Raw genomic sequence first — 20274 nt, 5'->3', positions numbered from 1 at the left:
ATGGAAAATATATCAAATAAAAAGCAATCATTATTAAAAAGTGTATTCAATAGAGACTTCGTTATCAGTGCAATCATTCCAATTATAATTTTCGCAACCATGGATCATATTGGTATGACTCTTAATGGAATAATATTATCTGGTCTTTGGAGTATAGGTGTTGTTATTATTAATTTTATAAAGAATCATGAATTCAACGCTCTTGCAACAATAAGTGCAGTTTTCTACGGAGTTGGACTAATCGGTACTGTTATTTCAAAAAATCCAAATTTTTATTTAATCTCTCCAATAATAAAAGATATTTTATACGCTTTAATATTCTTTGGTTCTTTATTATTCAAAAGATCATTAATCCAAGTAATAGTTGAACAAAGCTTTTACAAAACCACTTCAAAAGAATTGAAATCTCAAGCAAAGTACATACATATTTGGAGAATGCTTAGCATTGCATGGGGAATTCTAAACTTAAGTCAAGCAGGTTTAAGAATTTTATTATTACACTCTATTTCCATGAGTCAATATTATGCTATAAGCACTATGTATGATAATATTTCAACTCCACTTATGATAGCTTTTTCAATTATGGTTCCTCAATGGTATTTTAAGAAACAAAAGCTTGCTGCATAAAATATAGCCTAAGGTAGAAATTCACTTTTTACCTTAGGCTATATTTTATTATAAATTCATACCTAAATATTAATTACTTAATCATTATTAACTCTTCTGAGTATGGCAATGATTTTAATGCATCAATATAAGTTTCTCTCCACTCTTTAAGCTTATGATTCTTTCTTTGAAAATACATATTTCTAATTTCAGCATAGTTAGTTATAATAGTTCTAGTTTGCTTAAATGCACTTGGCAAATCCTGAATTATCATTCTAAAAATTTCTTCTTTTCTTTTTGCATCGTCTACTCTTTTATATTCGCTTATTAAATCATTAATATAATTTATCAATCTAGTTCTGTATTCACTTTGAAAATCAAATTCAAAATCATCATAAGTTAGTGGTCTAGAAGTAATTTTATGCATGGTACTTGTACTATTTTTCTCACAGAATTTATAAGTATCAAATTCTTTCCACCAATATAAAGGAGCTTCTATATCCATGTATACAGTGATGTACCTCATAAACTTACTATGTTCTGTTCCTGCCAAGACCAATCTTTGCATAAGCGATTTATCGTTGTTTCCTATCTCAATGCAACCATTGCTATACTTACTATCTGATTTTTCCCAACTATTCAACGGATTTCTCATCCCTCTTATAGCTGCTTCCCATCCAAACACTTCTATCTTATCTATCTTCATTATTATCTCCTCCAAATTCATTCCAACTATATAATTACTTAATAAAACACATATCTTATGTCAAAATCAATTATTTTTCCCAATAAGATGGATGTTCTAAAGTCACTGGCAATTTAGTATTAGCATCACCCTTAGCAGCATTAATCTGAGATTGTGTAAGAAATAAACTCTTTTCTAAATTTGCTCCTCTAAGATCAGTATCTCTCAAATCTGCTCCAATAAGATCTGCTCCACTCAAATCATTGCCACTAAGATTAGCTGCTATAAGAAATGCCCCTCTTAAATCTGCTCCTCTAAGATTAGCTTTTCTTAGGTCTGCTCCAAATAAATTTAATCTTCCTGCTATAGTCTTCTGCTTTTTCAAATTACTTTTCTGGCCTCCAAGTGCTCTAGCTCTAACTATTTCACTTGTCTGTCTAAGCAAAGAGTTCACCTTATCTCTATGCGCCTCTATATCAAACTTCATAAGAAAATCTACATTTTCATGCGTAATACTATCAGTTTCGTCTATCAAATCTTTAAGTTTACTCTTAATTACATCATTTGTCTGAGCTCTAAATGCTTCTGCTAAATACCAAAGCATTTCATGAATTTGTTTCATAATTAAGAACACATCAAAAATTTGCTTTGCTAATTCAGGTTTTTCCTGCCAGCTTTGTCCACCATATGTAACTTGAGCAATTTTTTGTCCTGCTCCCAAACAATCATAAGCTGTACATCCTTTAAATCCCTTCTTTCTAAGGTCTTGGTGAATTCCACAGCAAAAATCCGATTGTAAGTTTAAGCATGGTTTCCCAGCTTCCTTATCTGCTGGAAACCCTTCTGAAGCTGAAAAATATAATGCAGCGCAACATAACCCAAAACATTTTGGACAATCAATTTTTAGGCTTTCATATAATTTTTTATCTATTTTTTTTATATCTTGTGATGTCATATCTATTCTCCCGTATTCTTTTAGTTACTTTATCACCTTTAGGCATCTTCAAAAAATAAATAATTCCCTACGCTAGTCTATCGGGACTTGTTACTTATTTTCAGACACCTTAGAACACATAACTCTTAATATTATGTAGATTCAACAATAATTCTATTTTACCATTAAATCTCTTCAGTAGTATACTCTCAACACCACAATAATAAATTTCTAATTTACTATTAATGAATAACAAAAAAATAGCCTCATTAAACTGAAGCTACTAATACAGAATTATTTTGGTACTTGTTTATTTGATAACTCTTTAAACATTTCTACAAGTTTTGGATAAAAATCATTAAATGTAGGATACTTATCCCTATTATCCTCATATTCCTTTAAATTTTCAGTAATTGCTTTTATGAAAATAAACTTTTTTTGAGTATCCATATTGATATATCCTTCACTTACTTCGTATCCAAAGTTCTTAAATAAAGTCCTATAGGCTACTGCTCTTACAATATTCTCATTTACGCAAAATTCCCAACTGCTGTATTGTTGCTTAGTCATAACTTCTTTTATTGAAGTAAATAAATTATCATATTTATTTATTTCGTTTATATTTTGAGCAGTTAAGGGATTCACATATGAATGTCCAAATTCATGTATTATAAGCTGAAAAAACTCTGCATTATTATTTGGCACTACCATAAAATCATATAAATCAAACTTACCATCTTTAGAAGGAATCCTTGCCGCATAACCTCCTATTGATAAAGGTTCTATAATAAAATTATAACTATTTTGTTTATATCCATAGTATTTTTCTAGTGTTTCAATACACTCTGATTGGTCAACTTTCGTTTTTACAGCAGAAACCAAATTTTTATAAAAATCATTATGTTTTATATAAAAATCATCAAATTTAGTTTTTTTTCTAAAATCATCCAATAAGTTATAAAATTTCAATAACTTTTCCTTCCCACCTGCACTATTTACAACATCTTCAGGCAAAGTTAAATTGTTTATTAGTTTTAAGTTATCATCAACATACAACATTGCTTCAGCAGGAGCACTATAATTGAACCCACTTTTCATCATTTCTTTATATAATGTAACTACCCCTTCATTTTTATATGATGAAAAATACTCTGAAATATCCTTACTATATTTTTCATTATCCTTATATAAATCTTTTTTCAAGATAGCAGGATCATCAGCAATATACTGCATTATTGAAAGTAACTCTATCTTAGGTTCAATGCTTACATTACATTTACCACTTTGCTTAATTGCAATCACTATATTTTTATTATCCACTACTTCATTATTTTTTTTACTACTTCCACATCCAAAAAAATTAAATAATAATACGCTTATTAACCCCAAAAGCAATATTCTCTTTTTCATAAAAAACCATCCTTTAAAATTTACTAGCCCCTAATACATCCTATGTATTTTATAGAAATTATACCATATAAATCCTCTGGCTATAAGTCTTTCAGTTAATTCTATGTTATTTTTATAGCTAAAAATAGCTAACACAAAGTATGTAATCTTTGTATTAGCTGTTTATAAATAATTATAGTTTTATGATTCTTTTTTCTTCTAAGCTTACAAGAGCTTCTGGAGTGTGAGTAGAAAGATATACTGTAGGATTATCTTTAACAAATTCTCTTACCTTCTCAAGAGTTACTCTAGCAGCTTCTTTATCTTCAAATACAACAGATAGTTGATTTTGTACAAGTGCATCATCAGTATATGTTACATCTCCATGCATCATATAGAAAAGACCTTCATTCTCTGCTACTACAATGCTATTTCCTAAAGTATGACCTGGAGCTGGAAGTAAATAAACACCTTCTACAATCTTTTCACTTTTATCAAAATTATGATATGCTCCATCTTTAAAATCAACTCTTACTATGTTTTCTCCATTTAAGTTTAATGCATCTGCTTCAATTGAAGAAAGATATATCTTCGCATTTGGGAAACTTCTTAGCTCTCCTGAGTGATCTGGATGTTTATGTGTTAATAATATTTTAGTTACTTGCTCAGGATTATATCCTAAAGACTTCAATGATTCTAAGTAAGTTTCTACTCTAGTACCTTGATAAATCTTCTGTCCTTCCTTTGGAGCTACCTCTGGAGTTTCTGCTGGGACACCTGTATCAACTAAGATTACTTCCTTTCCTGTATCTATAAGGTAATTTTGAAGACTTGATGCATAAGTTTTTGTTAAATCTAATTGACTCTTATCAGCACTTCCTCCAAAGGCTAAGTCCTGTGTCATAAATCCATTCTCATATAATCTTACTGCTTTAATTTTCATAATAAAAATCCTCCTCTAAATTCTCAATTTAATTTATTTTTATTTAATTTCTCTTCGTTATTAATTTTATTGCTTACAATTATATTTTATACAATTTAAATTATTTGTCAATATCCTTTTTATATTTAATTAAAAATATTTTAGAGAAAATTTTAACTAATATTAAACAGTATTAAAACAAATTAAGTTAGCCCTAAGAAATTCCTAGGACTAACTTTAATTATTGCTATATTTTTAATTTATAGCTTCTACTATGAACTTTAAAAAACATCAAAGAAACTCAATTGATCACTTTCTGGAAGACCTTTTAAGCATCCAAATTTTCTAAGTGAGTCTATTGCAGAATTTCCTATCTTAGCACGCTTTCTCAAATCTTCTACAGAGCTTATAAGGGTTCCTTCTTGCACTACGTTGTATATACCTTCTGCTGCCACATTTCCCATACCAGCAATACTGTTTATAGGTGGTCTCAATCCATCCTCTTCTACTAGGAATTTTGTTGCATGAGACTTATATAAATCAATTGGAAGAAACTTAATGCCTCTTTCATACATTTCAAGCACTAACTCCAAACTTTCATACATATCCTTATCTTTTGGAGGTGCTTGCATTCCCATAGCTTGAATTTCCTTCATCTTCTCTTTAACTCTTTCTTTCCCAAAAATCATTACCTCAGCATCAAAAACCTTTGCTCTTATAGTAAAGTATGCTGCATAATAAGCCTTTGGTATATGAACCTTGAACCAAGCTATTCTAAATGCCATCATTACATAAGCTGCTGCATGGGCCTTAGGGAACATGTATTTTATCTTTTTACAAGAATCTATATACCATTCTGGTACATCATGCTCTCTCATCATTGCTTCATATTCTGGAAACTTAGGTTCTTTTAAAGCTTTTCCTTTACGCACTGTCTCCATTATCTTAAAGGCAGTATTAGGCGGAAGCCCTTTTTTAATTAAATAAACCATGATATCATCTCTCGTACATACAGCATCACTTATACTTGTAATTACTCCATTATCAATTAAGTCCTTAGCATTTCCAAGCCATACATCTGTACCATGAGAAAGTCCTGATATACATAATAAATCTGAAAACTCCCTAGGCTTTGTATCTACAAGCATTCCTCTTACGAACTTAGTACCAAACTCAGGAATTCCAAAAGTCCCAACATCCGAATTTATTTGTTCTGGAGTCACTCCAAGAGCTTCTGTTGAGTAAAATAAAGACATTGTTTCTTTATCATCCATTGGTATTCTATGTGGATTTACTCCTGTTATATCCTGCAGCATTCTTATAACTGTTGGATCATCATGCCCTAGTATATCGAGCTTTAATAAATTTTGGTCAATAGAGTGATAATCAAAGTGTGTTGTAATAATATCTGAATTTGGATCATCAGCTGGATGCTGAACAGGACAAAATTCGAAGATTTCTCTTCCCTTAGGTACAACTATGATTCCCCCTGGATGCTGACCTGTGGTTCTTTTTATTCCTGTACATCCTTTTGAGATTCTATTAATCTCAGCACTATTCACTGTAACATTTTTTTCATCATAATATTTTTTAACATATCCAAAAGCTGTTTTTTCAGCTATAGTACCTATAGTTCCAGCCTTAAAAGTTGTGCCCTTTCCAAATATAACTTCCGTATATCTATGAGCTTTTGCTTGATATTCTCCTGAGAAATTTAAATCTATATCTGGTTCTTTATCTCCATTAAAGCCTAAGAAGGTTTCGAACGGAATATCAATACCATCCTTATCAAGTTTTTCTCCACAAACAGGGCAGTTCTTATCCGGTAAGTCAAAACCATTTTTAACTCCGTAATCTTCAAAATCAGAATATTTACATTTTGGACATCTATAATGAGGTGGAAGGGAATTTACTTCCGTTATACCAGTCATATTCGCCACAAAAGAAGATCCAACAGATCCTCTGGAACCAACTAAGTATCCATCCTCATTTGATTTCCATACCAATTTTTGAGCAATAATATACATTACTGAGAATCCATTTTTTATAATAGATTCTAGTTCTTTATCTAATCTCGCCTGAACTATTTCTGGCAATGGATCTCCATATAATTCATGGGCTTTCCCATAAGCTATATCCTTTATTGTCTGCTCACAACCATCTATATATGGTGTGGCTTTTTCAGGTGATATTGGACTTATCTGCTCACACATATCTGCTATCTTATTAGTATTGGTAACTACTACTTCATACGCCTTATCAGGATCTAAATATGAAAACTCATTAAGCATTTCTTCAGTAGTTCTTAAATATAATGGAGCTTGATTATCCGCATCCTTATACCCCTGTCCTGCTTCTAATATACGTCTATATATCTCATCCTCAGGATCCATAAAGTGAACATCCCCAGTAGCCACAACTGGCTTACCTAACTTATCACCAAGTTTTATAATTTTCTTGTTTATTTCTTTTAGATATTCTTTATCTGGTACCTGGCCATTTCTTATTAAATAATCATTATTTCCTAAAGGCTGGATTTCTAGATAATCATATTCTGCTGCAATAGCTTCTATTTCTTCCTCAGGCTTTCCAAGAAGTATAGCTTGATATAACTCTCCTTCACTGCAGGCACTACCAAGAATCAACCCTTCTGAATACTTTTTAAGCACACTCCTTAATATACGAGGTTTTTTATAAAAATAATCTAAGCTAGAATAAGATACAAGCTTATATAAATTTTTTAATCCCACGTAATTCTTTGCAAATATTATTGTATGATAAGTTTTAACTTTTTTATATTCTACCTTTTTAGATTCCTCATCCGCAGCATATAAATCTATATCATCAACAGTTTGAACTCCTCTTTCTTTTAGCTTTTCAAGCATTACATTAAACACTTGAACAGTGGTGTCAACATCATCTAAAGCTCTATGGGCAACTTCTACCTTAATACCAAGATTTTTTGCTATTCTTCCTAGCTTATAACTCTTATACTCTGGGAAAATATCCTGTGCCAAGGTTAAAGTATCAATGTAAGTAAAGTCAAAATCATAACCTAGCACCTTTGCATTATGCTTTAAAAATCCCACATCAAAAGGTGCATTATGAGCAACTAAAACGCTGCCCTCAATAAACTCCAGCATCTTAGGGAAGACTTTTTCTATAGTCTCTGCATCCTTTACCATATCATCAGTTATGTTGGTAACCTCCACAACTCTTGAAGGAATAGGTTTTTCAGGATTTACAAAGCAGCTAAATTTATCTATTACCTTTCCATCCTGACATTTCATTATTCCTATTTCAGTTATCTTTTCAGTCACTGGTGAGAAACCTGTAGTTTCTAAGTCTAACACACAATAAGTGGTATCAATACCCTGACCTTTAGAAGCTGTTACTGACGGGTTTTTATCTGGTGCAAGATAAGCTTCCACTCCATATAAAACCTTCATATCAGGATTATCTCTTCCTAGCAGCTTATGAGCTTCAGGAAAAGCTTGAACTACACCATGGTCTGTCAGTGCAATAGACTTCATTCCCCAGCTCATTGCCCTTTTAATCAAGTCAGTTGCACTGTTCATAGCATCCATCTGGCTCATTTGAGTATGCATGTGTAACTCTACTCTCTTCACCTCTGCATTATCCTGTCTCTTAGTTCTCCTTATACCATCAGTTTCTACTATGATATTAGCAATCATTTCAACTTCTCCAGAGAACTTGCTATAACTAGCAGTTCCAGCAAGCTTAACCCCTTTGGCCTTTTTAAGTCTTGATGATACCTCTTCATATTCATCAGGTTTTAAGAATGACTTGCAAGTCATGGAACTTGAACCATCATACAAATCAAAAGAAACAAGCATCTTCCCACTTCTTAATTCCTTGACTTCCATATTTGATATTTCACCTTGTATGACTACTCTTCCCTCATCAGGAGTGATATCAGTGATTTTTATTACATTTTCTTTAATCTTAGAACTTCTACCTAATATTAAGAATGGATCTCCTTTTTTTCCACCTGTCTCTTCTTTTGCATCTTCTTTTTTAAGTTCAGCTTCCCTAGGTACGTTAGTATTTTCGTTGCTTACATTCACCTTAACTTGCTTTGAAATCGCAAGCATCTCCTGCTTACGTGCCTCCTCTTGAAGAGCTAAATCTTCACTGGTTACCTTATCAACAAAATTAATATTATATGTTGTTCCATAAAAATTTTTTATTACTTTATTAAGTTGTTTATCATAATCCATAGCTTTTAAAAAGCCTGATACTGCCACTCTAAAATTAAAGTTTATAGTTTTGTTATCCACTACATAATCACTATCATTTATAACTGCTTTTAATGCTGGATGTTTATCTGCTACTGAAAGTACAATCTTTTTTAGTTCTTCTTCTATAGGCTTTTTATCCGTTCCATCAGCATACTTTACAGTAATTTCAGAATCATCTAATGCAAATCTTTGTCTTATAAACCTATTAAGAGCTTCAAATTCTTTTATTTCAATATACTTATCTGAACTTATTTTCATCTCTAGGCGTTTACTTTTTTTCTTTAAGACTACCGATTCAACAATAGCAGTATTTATATTACCATCTGCTTCATAATCACTAAAAATTTCATTTATTCTTTTCATGGCTTCACTTGACCTCTCCTTAAAATTTTTAGCACTTTATTATATTATATAGAACTGCATATTTTTTGTCATGTAGAAAAAATACACATAACAAAATGTGCATTAACTATACAATATTATCTTAATTATTCCCATATATGCACTCTGCAATATCCATTATGGAATCTTTTTTCCCCATTCATTTATAATCCTCAATGCGGGTAATAATTCTTCACAAACTTCTGTTAAAGAATACTCTACATGCGGTGGAATTTTATTATATTCTACTCTTTTTACAAGTCCATGCTCTTCTAATGCTTGCAGTGAGCGGGTTAACATTATGTTAGTGATTCCAGGTATACTTCGTTTAAGTTCATTATATCTAATGGTTTTTGCTATAGATATATGCCATATAATCGGTATTCTCCATTTGCCTCCTATTATTTCTAGTGAATGAAGAACAGGACAAATTTCACAATAAGCTGGTTTTATATCATTTACTTGTTGCTCCACTAAAAACCCTCCAAAAGTAAGGCACAAAAATGTGCGTACTTGATATTATGTTTCTTGCTAAAATATAATAATAACATATCAAATAAAGAGCAAATTGTAAACCAATTAATGATATAGGAGCGTGAAACTTTTGAAAAAATTATTTACTGAATTCAATCTTAAGAATGTATCAATAAAGAACCGTATTTGTGTACCTCCAATGGTTATTGGCTTAACAGATGATGGATATGTAACAGCTGAAAACATAGCTCGTTATAAAGAGTTAGCTAAGGGGGGAGCTGGATTAATAATTCAAGAAGCTACTTGTATTAACATGGATGGGAGATTATCTCCTAAACAACTTGGAATCTGGAATGATGAACAAATCAAAGGACTAAAAAGTATAGTTGATGCTGTTCATGCAGAAGATTGCAAGATATTTATACAAATTCACCATGCAGGGGTAGTTGGAATATCTGAAGCTCCATTATGTCCAAGTGCCTATGAATACACTGGTTATGGAAAAACTGTAGTTGGTCGTGAAATGACTGAAGAAGATATAAAATCTGTACAAAATGACTTTATTCAAGCTGCTAGGAGAGCTTATGAAGCTGGATATGATGGTGCTGAATTACACGGCTGCCACGGATACTTAATAAGCCAATTCTTAAATAAAAATATTAATAAGAGAACAGATGAATATGGCAAGAATCCAGAAAAATTTGTGACAGAAATACTAGATGGAATTAGAAAAGTAACTCCAAAGGAATTTGTTGTTGGAATTCGTTTAGGTGGATTTGAACCTACAATAGAAGCAGGCATCCATCATGCTAAAGTCTTAGAGCAAAGCGGAATAGATTTCTTTGATGTTTCTTATGGATTCTCCATAGAGCAAGAAATGCATGTTAGTGAGGAATATAAATTCTCTAATGCAATTTATGCAGCAGAAAAAATTAAAGAAGTAGTTTCAGTTCCCGTATTCGGAGTTAACGGAATTTACTCTGCAGAAACCGCAGAAGCAGTACTAAATGAAACCAATATAGATATCGTTGATATTGGCAAAGGTTCTCTTATAAACCCTAACTGGGCAAATGATGCTAAGAACGGTAAGGACACAGGTAAGTGCTTTAATTGTGCAAAATGTATGTGGTTTGGTCAATCTCAAGTTTGTGCTGGAAAAGTTATGTTTGAAAAAAATAATAAATAGAACAATAGAAACTGCTCAACGTTAAATGTTAAGCAGTTTCTATTTATGTCTATATTATTTAACTTATCTATCCTAACTTTGAATCTAACGCCTTATTAGGTTCATCTGAAACTACTATTGGACGTAAACTGCAAAATTCACATTCCCTTATCGGCATATCTTTAAGGATAGTTATAACTTCATCAAAATTGTTTACCAAATTCAATTTTTTTTCTGTTAAAAATGTTTCAAGTGAAAGGTTCTCCCACTCAATCCATCTGACATAATTATTTCTCTCATTAACGTACTGTTTATACTGAGAATAACTTTCTACTTTTTTTACCACTTCATCACAAATGAAAAAGTTACAAACATAACTTCTGTATCTTTTAGGTAATGTACAACCTACTCCTTGCTCTACAAATGGGCATGCTCTGAAAAAGATAGTTTTATCTTTAACATCAGTATTATATGCTTGTCCACTGTTAATATAATTCTTGTATCCTACTTCATCAAAATATCCTTTTGCATGAATAAAATAGTTATGAACTTCAACTTTAGGAAGATTCATAATCCTGCTTAATGTTTCTAGCCCATTTTTTTCTTTCGCCATTTTATGAATTTCATACAATGTAAACTTAGGAAAGTACCAACAACATCCTCTGTTTTTAATAGAACATAAACTATTTCCAAAAATGCTGTGACAATTACTGCAAGAACTACAACCATATTGAGGAATGCCCTGATCAATTTTCAAATTAATTTCAATCATTATTAGCCTCCTATTCTAGCCATAAAATACTATTTATACTTATTATAGTAAATATATGGTATTATTCAAGCATAAAAAGTACTTATATTTCATAGAATAGTAGATTAGACTTGAAATTTTCCTGGGAAATTGTATTTTATCTTAATTTAACTTTCTATCTTAACACTTATCTTATAATTTAATTCTTACGCCAAGCACAACATAGACTTTTCTTTGACTATACTACTTTTTCATATAAGATAACTGTTTCTTCAGATCTAGTACCAACTTTTTTATAGCCATATTTCTCATACAAATATTGATTCCTAACACTGTAAAAAGGTGTGCTCAATTCCCACTTTTTCTTTTCAGCATACAATTCTTCCATCATACTTAAGGCTTTAAATCCATATCCAAAGCCTTGATACTCTGGCAATATACAAAAATCTTCAAGCTCAATAGTATCTATGTCAATATCAATAACCCAAAACGTTCCTATAATCACATCTTCAACAAGTAATAGATATACATCATATTCATTTATCAATCTAATATTTTCTGGTATATCTATATACCATTCACTATAAAACCACTTAGGTATTTTATCTACTTTAGGTTTAAAACGCTCCTTCTCATCCCTATAAGATCTTGTTTTAATCTCTGAAATCAATTCCCCCTCATTTACAGTTGCTCTTCTAAATTTCAATTCTTTTTCCATCTGTCATTCCCCTTTCATTTAACATAAAAGGATTATAACAATAAAAATCCATTTATTAAAAAGCTTAAATTAATCATATTTTATGAGCTGATACTTTGCTGCTACATACTTAACCCTCTCCATAACGAATCGTACTTTTTATAGAGTTATATTGCTGACTTGGTGTTTTCAGCATATAATAAAATTATTAATCATAAGAAGAATATTTTGACAAGGGACATATCAAATATAAATTTGCAAATATTATTTTAATTGCTACGGGAGTACTATATGCCAAGGAAAATTAGGAAATTAAATGATAGTGGTATATATCATATTGTCATCCAAGGATACAATAGAACCACAATCTTTAAAGATAAATCAGATAAAGAATTTTTTATTAATATACTCTTCCTTAACGTGTTACAGAATAACATGAAAGTTTTTGCTTATTGTATAATGGATAACCATGCTCATTTACTTATTTGGGATTTCAACAACATTCTTTCTATATTAATGAAAGAAATCACAAAAAAATATGCTTATTATCTAAACAAAAAATATGAAAGAACAGGGAAGGTTTTTCACGATAGATTTCGAAGTGAACCAATTGAAGATACAGCGGATTTACTTTCAATACTAGACTTTATACATAATGATCCTATAAGAACCAATTTAGTAAATCAACCAAGCTATTATAAGTGGAGTAGCTATAATTCTTATTTATGCAATGACAATATTGATAATTGTTTTGTTTCTACAAATGAACTAATAAATAGGGTATCTCTAAACAATTATAATTACAAATATACTTTATGTGTTACAGAAGATACTTGTAATTATAAATTTATGGACTGTACTAATATCAGTTCTAATAAGACAATTCTAAGTGAAAATGAAGCTAAAATATTCATTAAAGAGTTCTTAGAAAATAAGAATGAACCCTTAGAATCAATTAAGACAAACTGGCAATTAAGATATGCTTTAGTACATGAATTAAAAGAAAAATCAAACCTATCTATCAGAACCATAGCAGAGTTATTATCATTAACTAGAGGCATAGTACAAAATATAAAATAATCAGTTCCTAAGCTATCTTAAAATTCATTATTTAAGAAAAAGACTCCTCTTCAATCCTTACAAGCCATTCATTAATTAATGAATTAAATAATTCTTCTTGCTCTATTTGAAGATTATGTCCTGCTCCATCTAGTATAGATAATGTTGCCCTCGGAAAGTTGTCCAATATATCCCACGCATCCTTATAACCAACACAATCATCTTGTTTTCCTAACAATATAAGAGTAGGCTTATTAACTTTTTCATCTAACTTATCCACATAAAATGAGAATCCATAACCATTCTTCATAATGGTTTGTAAAAATTCACTATTTGCTACTTCAACCCCCGCCATTATCTCACTTTGGTACCTTTCATATATTCTTTCACTTTGAGCCACCATACAAGCATTAAAATCCTCTGCTACCTCTGGAGTTAGTTTAGATAGCAACATATCATCCTTTACTAAAACAACATGCTCAGGTAGATTACGTTTCTTATAATCTGGTATTAAAAGTGGGCAAATTAATACAATGCCATCAACCCTATCTTGCATCTTGTAGATTACTCCTCTTGAAACATAACCACCATAAGAATTTCCTACAATTAGAAAATTTTCATTAGGAATAATCTTTTCAATAAAGTCAATTACAATGTCCAGCATAATATCTGAATTAGTAATCCATTCTGCACTTTCTGATTTCCCCATACCTGGTAAGTCAATATATATTCGTTTATAGCCATCTTTAATACTAAAGATCGGCTCCATGCATCCAGCCATTACCCTATTGTCTGCATAATAACCATGTATCATAATAATTGGTTTTCCTTCACCAATTATCTCATAATTTATTGATAAATCTTTCACCTTACATTTCATTGTTGTTCACCTTTTAATAGTACATATTTAGCATCCTCATTGATTGTATGTAAATGTCTTTGCTATATCGTAATTTTAATGTTTGTCTATCAAAAACTAAAGATAAAAAACACTTTTATATAATTCTTTACATAAAAAACTACCACCCATATCGTATAAGTGGTAGCCTTAAATCTATTTATTTCTTACATATACAATTTTCTTTATACTCTCTACAGAAAGATAAAATTCTTCAGCCAAGTCTTTAACCTTATATCCATTCTTATACTTAGTACGTATTTTTTCATTTCTAGCTTGTATGTTCGCTCGACTTCCTGAATGTTCTCCCCATTTTTTTCTTTCTTTCAATTGATATGGAACATATATATATTCACCTTGAATATACTTTTGAATTTCTTTAAGTAGATTATCAGGTAAAATTCTTTCAATTTTTGCACACTTCATAACGCTTAGCTCCTTAAATATATATTACAAATTAAAGAGACAAAGTCTGCATATATGATCTTTACTATTAAAGTTTAGTATATTTGTTCCCGCTGTACAAACTGTATATCATACTTACAGACTTTGTACAAATACATTAAGTTCATTACGTTCTAAAAGTTGTGATCTCATTTTGTAATACTCCTTATAAGTTTTCATTTCATAAATTGTACCAAATATTATATTAATTATCAACTACTTTAACAAACTGGTGAATGGCAAATGCAGCAGTTAAACTTTTATACTTAATAGTTTTTCATTTATACCTATCCATTATATTAATTAATTCTTGTTGCACATAACTCCTTAATTCTGGTGGATTAAGAACTTCTATATAACCAATGATTCCAAGAACATCATTCACTGCAAATTCATATTTAAACATATTTACTGTTACGTCCATATGATTTTCAGCTTCTTCTATTTTGTATACCTCAAAATTCTTCAAAATATCTGTCCTGTGTTTATCTATTCTTATAACAACTGGATACTTCTCACTTTTTGAACATTCACTTATGAATGATTGTTTGCTTTTCTTCCAAAACTCTTTAACAGAAAAATTCACTGGTATAATAAATTTTTCATTTAGACACTGACATTCAGTTATTCTCTCACACTTAAATGTTCTTATATCATTGCCTTTTTCACAGTATGCTATCATGTACCAATTCATTTCATTAACAACAATACCATAGGGGCTAATGTCCCTTTGTGTCATTTCACCTCTATGTTTTTCATAAGTAATTCTAAGCTTTTGTGATTGCCAAACTCCTTGAAGAATCATATCAATATTACACAACTTATGTTCCTCTCCCCACCAAGGAATGTCATCAACATAAAATCTTTTTCTTATTGTGTTTAAATCATTATTTAACTCAGATGATAAGTTTTTTTGAAGCTTTAATAATGCAGTATTTACTTTCATAGCCATATCACTTTGTCTATCTGCTTTTATTCCCATACCATTAAGATATAGATTTATTATATCCTCTCCGTGCAAATTCTTTATTCCAACAGTGTAACCTTCTATGAAGTGTATCCCCCCATTAGGTCCAGTATCTGTAGTTAATGGTATGCCTGCTTCACATAGTTCATCAACATCTCTATAAATTGTTCTAACTGAGGTTTCAAGTTCTTCAGCTAGTTCCTTGGCTTTAACTTTTCCTTTAGATTCAATTAATAACAATATCGAAATCATTCTATGAACTCTCATAAAAAATCTCCTTACATTTTATAAAAGAATTATATATTTATGACAATATGTTGTCAACAATTCACCATTATACTTATATTATTCTTACAAATTGAAAGGAGAGATGTTTATGAAGGTAGGTATTTTAGGAACAGGTTTTGGTTCTTATCATGCTAATATTTATAGCAAAATGTCAAATATTGATTCAATTCAAATTTTCGGAAGGAATGAAGACAAACTAAAAAAAATAGAGCAGGATTTACAAATAAATACTACAAGCAATATAAATGACATAATTACAAGTAAAGATATTGATTTAATAGATGTTTGCCTTCCAAGTCCACTGCACAAACAATATGCCATCGAAGCTATGAAAAATGGAAAAGATGTTTTTTGCGAAACTCCTGTAGCCTTAAGCCTTGAAGATGCAATTGCTATTAAACAGGCAGCAAAGCAATATGATAAAAGAGTCTTTGTGGATATGTTTATAAAATTTGAAGAGCCCTATGACTATATTCACAAAGTTATTGAAGAAAATACTCTTGGAAAATTAAAAGCTTTGCATATTAGAAGGAAAACTCCTCATTTATGGGGTGACTTAGGGTTAAGTCAAATTACTACTAATCTTATGATTCATGAATTTGACTTTATCACATGGTTATTAGGCAATCCAAATAAAATTACAGCATCAGGGGTAGAAAGTAAAGAAGGTGAAGCTCATGTTAGCACTCTTTTAAATTACGATGATGTAGTTGTCGAAGTTCAATCATCATCTATGATGCCTAACTACCATCCTTTCTCTGTTGCATATGAAGCTATGTTTGAGAATGGGACTATTGAGTTTATAGAAAATGGATATGCTGATAGAGAAGAAAAGTCGCTAAAATTATTCACTAACAGTGGTGAGGAAACATTAGAATTAGTCAACAGCAATTGCTACGAACAATCTATTAAACATGTAGTGGACTGCTGCGAAAAAAATACTCCTACAAGATTAAGCATTGACGATGCCATTGCATCTTTAAAAATGGCTCTAGAAATTAAAGATCTACTTCTAAAGCAGTAAAATAGATATTATTTTAAAATAAGGAACTTAATTCTGATTATATTAATACTTTAATTTTTAAAACTCCCTATCTATTTCACTCTAATTTATTTTATGATAACAACCTATTGTATTTTATGAGTATTGTATATGATATAATATTAATAAAATACAGGAGGTGTTTTTTTTATGAATAGCAATAGTATATTCAGCTTTACATCAGATTGCTCTTTGCAAAGACTACACAAAGTCAGCTATGCTTTGTTTAGAGCCTAAGATGGTAGATTAGCTGAAACGCGTACATGTTTTAGGTTCTGTAACACATAGCTTTTTTGTATTCTTTGCTTTAATACTATGTTAAGAGTAAAGGAGTAAGGAAATGAAATATGCAAAAGCACAAGATGTGTTGCCAGAAGATATCGTTAAGATAATACAACAATATGTAGATGGAAAATATCTTTATGTCCCTAGGAAGGATGATACTCATGTAGCCTGGGGTGAAAAGAGTGGTATAAGAAATAGTCTTAAGGTAAGAAATAATGAGATTTATCAAAAATACATCAGTGGATCTACTATTGATGAACTTACTCACGAGTATTACCTCTCAGAAAAAAGCATTAGAAGAATCATAACACAAGAAAGACTTCTAGGCTCATAATCATTACAGAACTATTTATTGGATTGAATGCTTATTTTAAACCATGCTATTATTTCATAGTAGTAACCATTTCTAATTTAAAGTAAGATTCAAAATGAAATTATGATAAATATAATATATTTAAATTGAGATGATTATTGTTACATTAAATTAAAGTAATAATGGTCATCTTTTGTATTATTCATATATTTAAAATAGAACTGAGATTAATAAAGTGAATTTATATTAATAGTAAAAATGATATGAGAAAAGGAGTATAACTTTCATGGAAGCTTTTATAAAACAGCATGAATATAATTATATAAAAAAATGCCTAAATGATTTAAACAATACTTTTAAAGGGTGTGTGGATACTGATATTATTGAGGCCAACAAGGCATATATACAAGAAAAAATGTGGGCTACTTTTTCAAACTTATCTGAAGAAGAAAGCACTCTACTTGATATTAATGAAATAGATAACTCGGCTCGCATTGATAAATACTTAGCAGAATTAAAGCAATATGTATACGGAATGCCAAAAATTACGAATGCTCAAATTAGTAGATTATTTAAAAAAGAAAAGAAATTGAAACTACCTGCTGCAGATGCGCAAGAAGCAAACAACGTATATCTAGGATGGGTTGATGAATCTATAAACAAATTATTTGTAGCCTATAGCATGGATGATAAACTTATAGGAATGGCATGTAGAATTCGAAATTATGGTACAAATAACACTCATATTTGTGCTCTTTGCAAGCATATCGGAAAAGAAGATGAGGTTGCCTTTGTGTCCCCTGTCTGTAAGACATCTAATATGGGTGAAGGTGCATACAAATCACTAGGTTTTGATATCTGCTTAGATAGTAAGAAGTGTAATGAAAGAATGGTATCTGTAGAAAAACTCGAGGATATTCTAAAGAATGTTAACAATATAAAATAGTTACTACATTGAATTAAGCTAACTTAATGAAAAAAGTCACCTAGAACTCAGTAAATCTCTAGGTGACTTTTTTCTTACATGTTTCTATTTATTTCTTAGCAACAATTACAGCATATTCAACTTTAGTGTCTTGCACTGGGAATCCATCAATACCAGCCCCTTCTATTATCTCCCCTACAGGAGTTGGCTTTATGTCAGCCATAAAACAATTCTCAACTAAAACTTTAAAACTTGCTCCTTCAAAAACTTCAGTTGCATTTCTCTTTGTTGCATATGCAGTAGAAGCATATTTTTCGAAAAGCTCCATATGTGTCTTATCATTTTCATCTATAAACTGCATGACTGACATAAAGATGCCACCATTTATTCTATACATTTCTTTTATAACTTCTCCTGGATTCTCTATATTTTGAATTCCCATATTGCTTGTCATTACCTCAATAGAATTATCCTTAAACGGTGTCCTTCTTGCATCAAAAGCAATAAGACTTACTCTATCATATACTCCTTTAAACTTAAAGTATTCCTTGTCTCTCTTAAGGATAGTAGTACTAAAATCTGTAGCTATAACATAATTATTTGTAGCTTTTAGTATCTTTTCTACTAGATAACCTTTACCACTTGCTATATCTACTACTGTTTTATCAGTTTCATTAACATTTTTAATTACATATTCTTGTTGGCTTTCCCATCCATTAATATAATCCTGTGTATAAACTTTATTAAAGGCCTTATCAAACATGGTTGTACTTAAATCATAATTACCCTTCATTTCATAATAAGATGCCTTGAACCAATAATCAGCCCCATTAAGTTTGTCCTCTGGCATGTTAAAAAGTTTTTCATAAATATTAGGATTCTCTTTAAAAAGTTTTTCTAGTCCACTTTCTCCTGTTTCCCAAAGATCATTTCTTGATAAATCAGAGGTTAAAAATACTGCTATTTCATCTCTAACTTCATATTTACTTTCACATTCTGTACAAACTATGCTAGCATTAACTATTCTCTCCTCTGTTTCTTCTTGAATCTTCCACTCTAAATTACCATGACATTTAGGACATATAAGCTTGTCAATATAATGTTTATGCATAAATCATTCCCCCTATAATAGCATATTACTTAAATTATACCTCCCAAATAATATTTTTCCAATTAATCCACGATATATATTTTTCAAATCTTTTAATTGACTTATGAAAGGATTCTTAGAAAAATCAAAGGATTGGCTTTAAAACAAGCCAATCCTTTGATTTAAGTTTTACATTTTAGTAATAAGCAAGTTATCTACTAAAATATAAAACCTTATTTAAATTTATGTTATTTTAAGTCCTTCCCAGTAAATGCTAAAGGAAGAAGTTCTCCTAATGTTCGTTCCATATATTCTTCTGTACTTTTTGCAATTATTACATTAAAAGTTTCTAAATCACAAAATTCAGCCATAACCTGTCTGCATACTGCACAAGGTGCACAAAAATCACCTTCACCTGCTTTGACTCCTTCTTTGTTTCCTACTATGGCTATAGCAGTAAATTCTTTCTGACCTTCAGAAATTGCTTTAAAGAAAGCTGTTCTTTCTGCACAATTTGTTGGTGTAAATGCTGCATTTTCTATATTGCAACCTTGATATATTGTACCATCTGCACAAAGTAAAGCTGCACCTACATTGAAATTAGAGTATGGAGTATAACAAAACTTTTGAGCTTCAAATGCCTTTTCTATTAACACTTTTGCATCTATCATAGTTTATCGCCAAACCTTTCTTAAAA

Annotated in this window: 19 protein-coding genes; 6 read left to right on the top strand and 13 right to left on the bottom strand. The window is 30.6% G+C overall.

What is annotated here, in order from left to right; all coding sequences use genetic code 11:
- Nucleotides 1-627, top strand: a complete 627-nt coding sequence (locus OCU47_RS19180; protein WP_261830173.1) for a VC0807 family protein — start codon at nt 1-3, stop codon at nt 625-627.
- Nucleotides 628-700: 73 nt separating this feature from the next.
- Here the strand turns inward: OCU47_RS19180 and OCU47_RS19175 are convergent, their stop codons facing one another.
- The 6 genes from OCU47_RS19175 to OCU47_RS19150 all read right to left on the bottom strand — a co-directional run bounded on the left by OCU47_RS19175 (nt 701) and on the right by OCU47_RS19150 (nt 9653).
- Nucleotides 701-1312 (bottom strand): hypothetical protein, encoded by a 612-nt coding sequence (locus tag OCU47_RS19175; protein WP_261830172.1) that lies wholly within the window; start codon nt 1310-1312, stop codon nt 701-703.
- Between the two features lie 70 nt (nt 1313-1382).
- Complete coding sequence (locus OCU47_RS19170; RefSeq protein WP_261830171.1) at nt 1383-2246, bottom strand: pentapeptide repeat-containing protein; 864 nt, start codon at nt 2244-2246, stop codon at nt 1383-1385.
- A gap of 273 nt (nt 2247-2519) precedes the next feature.
- Complete coding sequence (locus OCU47_RS19165) at nt 2520-3635, bottom strand: DUF4932 domain-containing protein (protein ID WP_261830170.1); 1116 nt, start codon at nt 3633-3635, stop codon at nt 2520-2522.
- Between the two features lie 172 nt (nt 3636-3807).
- Nucleotides 3808-4557: an MBL fold metallo-hydrolase gene (locus OCU47_RS19160; RefSeq protein ID WP_261830169.1), complete on the bottom strand. Its 750-nt coding sequence runs from the start codon at nt 4555-4557 to the stop codon at nt 3808-3810.
- A gap of 260 nt (nt 4558-4817) precedes the next feature.
- Entirely contained in the window at nt 4818-9161 is a 4344-nt protein-coding gene (gene polC / locus OCU47_RS19155; protein ID WP_261830168.1) for a DNA polymerase III subunit alpha, read from the bottom strand.
- Nucleotides 9162-9317: 156 nt separating this feature from the next.
- Nucleotides 9318-9653 (bottom strand): winged helix-turn-helix transcriptional regulator, encoded by a 336-nt coding sequence (locus OCU47_RS19150; protein ID WP_261830167.1) that lies wholly within the window; start codon nt 9651-9653, stop codon nt 9318-9320.
- A gap of 130 nt (nt 9654-9783) precedes the next feature.
- On the opposite strand from OCU47_RS19150, the gene OCU47_RS19145 reads away from it, so the two are divergent.
- Complete coding sequence (locus OCU47_RS19145) at nt 9784-10839, top strand: NADH:flavin oxidoreductase (RefSeq protein ID WP_261830166.1); 1056 nt, start codon at nt 9784-9786, stop codon at nt 10837-10839.
- 67 nt (nt 10840-10906) lie between these two features.
- Here OCU47_RS19145 and OCU47_RS19140 read toward each other — a convergent pair whose 3' ends face one another.
- Together OCU47_RS19140 and OCU47_RS19135 are read right to left on the bottom strand one after the other, a co-directional pair.
- Nucleotides 10907-11590 (bottom strand): hypothetical protein, encoded by a 684-nt coding sequence (locus tag OCU47_RS19140; protein WP_261830165.1) that lies wholly within the window; start codon nt 11588-11590, stop codon nt 10907-10909.
- A gap of 217 nt (nt 11591-11807) precedes the next feature.
- A complete protein-coding gene (locus tag OCU47_RS19135) occupies nt 11808-12287 on the bottom strand; it encodes a GNAT family N-acetyltransferase (RefSeq protein ID WP_261830164.1) in 480 nt (159 codons plus the stop codon).
- A gap of 270 nt (nt 12288-12557) precedes the next feature.
- Between OCU47_RS19135 and OCU47_RS19130 the strand changes: the two genes are divergently transcribed.
- On the top strand, nt 12558-13346 hold the full coding sequence (locus OCU47_RS19130) for a transposase (RefSeq protein WP_261830163.1): 789 nt from the start codon (nt 12558-12560) through the stop codon (nt 13344-13346).
- 31 nt (nt 13347-13377) lie between these two features.
- Here the strand turns inward: OCU47_RS19130 and OCU47_RS19125 are convergent, their stop codons facing one another.
- From OCU47_RS19125 to OCU47_RS19115, 3 genes are all read right to left on the bottom strand, one after another.
- Nucleotides 13378-14205, bottom strand: coding sequence for an alpha/beta fold hydrolase (locus tag OCU47_RS19125; RefSeq protein WP_261830162.1), 828 nt, complete (start codon nt 14203-14205; stop codon nt 13378-13380).
- A gap of 174 nt (nt 14206-14379) precedes the next feature.
- Nucleotides 14380-14649 (bottom strand): CD3324 family protein, encoded by a 270-nt coding sequence (locus OCU47_RS19120; RefSeq protein ID WP_261830161.1) that lies wholly within the window; start codon nt 14647-14649, stop codon nt 14380-14382.
- 295 nt (nt 14650-14944) lie between these two features.
- The gene (locus OCU47_RS19115; protein ID WP_261830160.1) at nt 14945-15901 is read right to left on the bottom strand and encodes a helix-turn-helix transcriptional regulator; all 957 of its coding nucleotides are present in this window, start codon (nt 15899-15901) and stop codon (nt 14945-14947) included.
- A gap of 109 nt (nt 15902-16010) precedes the next feature.
- On the opposite strand from OCU47_RS19115, the gene OCU47_RS19110 reads away from it, so the two are divergent.
- From OCU47_RS19110 to OCU47_RS19100, 3 genes are all read left to right on the top strand, one after another.
- A complete protein-coding gene (locus OCU47_RS19110; protein WP_261830159.1) occupies nt 16011-16946 on the top strand; it encodes a Gfo/Idh/MocA family protein in 936 nt (311 codons plus the stop codon).
- Between the two features lie 358 nt (nt 16947-17304).
- Nucleotides 17305-17583 (top strand): CD3324 family protein, encoded by a 279-nt coding sequence (locus OCU47_RS19105; protein WP_261830158.1) that lies wholly within the window; start codon nt 17305-17307, stop codon nt 17581-17583.
- Between the two features lie 265 nt (nt 17584-17848).
- The gene (locus tag OCU47_RS19100) at nt 17849-18508 is read left to right on the top strand and encodes a FusB/FusC family EF-G-binding protein (RefSeq protein WP_261830157.1); all 660 of its coding nucleotides are present in this window, start codon (nt 17849-17851) and stop codon (nt 18506-18508) included.
- Between the two features lie 88 nt (nt 18509-18596).
- On the opposite strand, the gene OCU47_RS19095 is transcribed toward OCU47_RS19100, so the two are convergent.
- On the bottom strand, nt 18597-19598 hold the full coding sequence (locus OCU47_RS19095; RefSeq protein WP_261830156.1) for a methyltransferase domain-containing protein: 1002 nt from the start codon (nt 19596-19598) through the stop codon (nt 18597-18599).
- A 227-nt stretch (nt 19599-19825) separates the two neighbouring features.
- On the bottom strand, nt 19826-20248 hold the full coding sequence (locus OCU47_RS19090) for a cytidine deaminase (RefSeq protein WP_261830155.1): 423 nt from the start codon (nt 20246-20248) through the stop codon (nt 19826-19828).
- Between the last annotated feature and the right edge of the window lie 26 nt (nt 20249-20274).

The sequence above is a fragment of the Clostridium sp. TW13 genome, assembly GCF_024345225.1.
GTDB classification, from domain to species: domain Bacteria; phylum Bacillota; class Clostridia; order Clostridiales; family Clostridiaceae; genus Inconstantimicrobium; species Inconstantimicrobium mannanitabidum.
This window is presented reverse-complemented; position numbering and strand designations above follow the sequence as displayed.

Excerpts from the sequence above, each read along its gene's own strand:
- OCU47_RS19180 (WP_261830173.1), top strand. The coding sequence starts at position 1 with ATGGAAAATATATCAAATAAAAAGCAATCATTATTAAAAAGTGTATTC.
- OCU47_RS19175 (WP_261830172.1), bottom strand. The coding sequence starts at position 1,312 with ATGAAGATAGATAAGATAGAAGTGTTTGGATGGGAAGCAGCTATAAGA.
- OCU47_RS19170 (WP_261830171.1), bottom strand. The coding sequence starts at position 2,246 with ATGACATCACAAGATATAAAAAAAATAGATAAAAAATTATATGAAAGC.
- OCU47_RS19165 (WP_261830170.1), bottom strand. The coding sequence starts at position 3,635 with ATGAAAAAGAGAATATTGCTTTTGGGGTTAATAAGCGTATTATTATTT.
- OCU47_RS19160 (WP_261830169.1), bottom strand. The coding sequence starts at position 4,557 with ATGAAAATTAAAGCAGTAAGATTATATGAGAATGGATTTATGACACAG.
- polC (WP_261830168.1), bottom strand. The coding sequence starts at position 9,161 with ATGAAAAGAATAAATGAAATTTTTAGTGATTATGAAGCAGATGGTAAT.
- OCU47_RS19140 (WP_261830165.1), bottom strand. The coding sequence starts at position 11,590 with ATGATTGAAATTAATTTGAAAATTGATCAGGGCATTCCTCAATATGGT.
- OCU47_RS19135 (WP_261830164.1), bottom strand. The coding sequence starts at position 12,287 with ATGGAAAAAGAATTGAAATTTAGAAGAGCAACTGTAAATGAGGGGGAA.
- OCU47_RS19130 (WP_261830163.1), top strand. The coding sequence starts at position 12,558 with ATGCCAAGGAAAATTAGGAAATTAAATGATAGTGGTATATATCATATT.
- OCU47_RS19125 (WP_261830162.1), bottom strand. The coding sequence starts at position 14,205 with ATGAAATGTAAGGTGAAAGATTTATCAATAAATTATGAGATAATTGGT.
- OCU47_RS19120 (WP_261830161.1), bottom strand. The coding sequence starts at position 14,649 with ATGAAGTGTGCAAAAATTGAAAGAATTTTACCTGATAATCTACTTAAA.
- OCU47_RS19115 (WP_261830160.1), bottom strand. The coding sequence starts at position 15,901 with ATGAGAGTTCATAGAATGATTTCGATATTGTTATTAATTGAATCTAAA.
- OCU47_RS19110 (WP_261830159.1), top strand. The coding sequence starts at position 16,011 with ATGAAGGTAGGTATTTTAGGAACAGGTTTTGGTTCTTATCATGCTAAT.
- OCU47_RS19105 (WP_261830158.1), top strand. The coding sequence starts at position 17,305 with ATGAAATATGCAAAAGCACAAGATGTGTTGCCAGAAGATATCGTTAAG.
- OCU47_RS19100 (WP_261830157.1), top strand. The coding sequence starts at position 17,849 with ATGGAAGCTTTTATAAAACAGCATGAATATAATTATATAAAAAAATGC.
- OCU47_RS19095 (WP_261830156.1), bottom strand. The coding sequence starts at position 19,598 with ATGCATAAACATTATATTGACAAGCTTATATGTCCTAAATGTCATGGT.
- OCU47_RS19090 (WP_261830155.1), bottom strand. The coding sequence starts at position 20,248 with ATGATAGATGCAAAAGTGTTAATAGAAAAGGCATTTGAAGCTCAAAAG.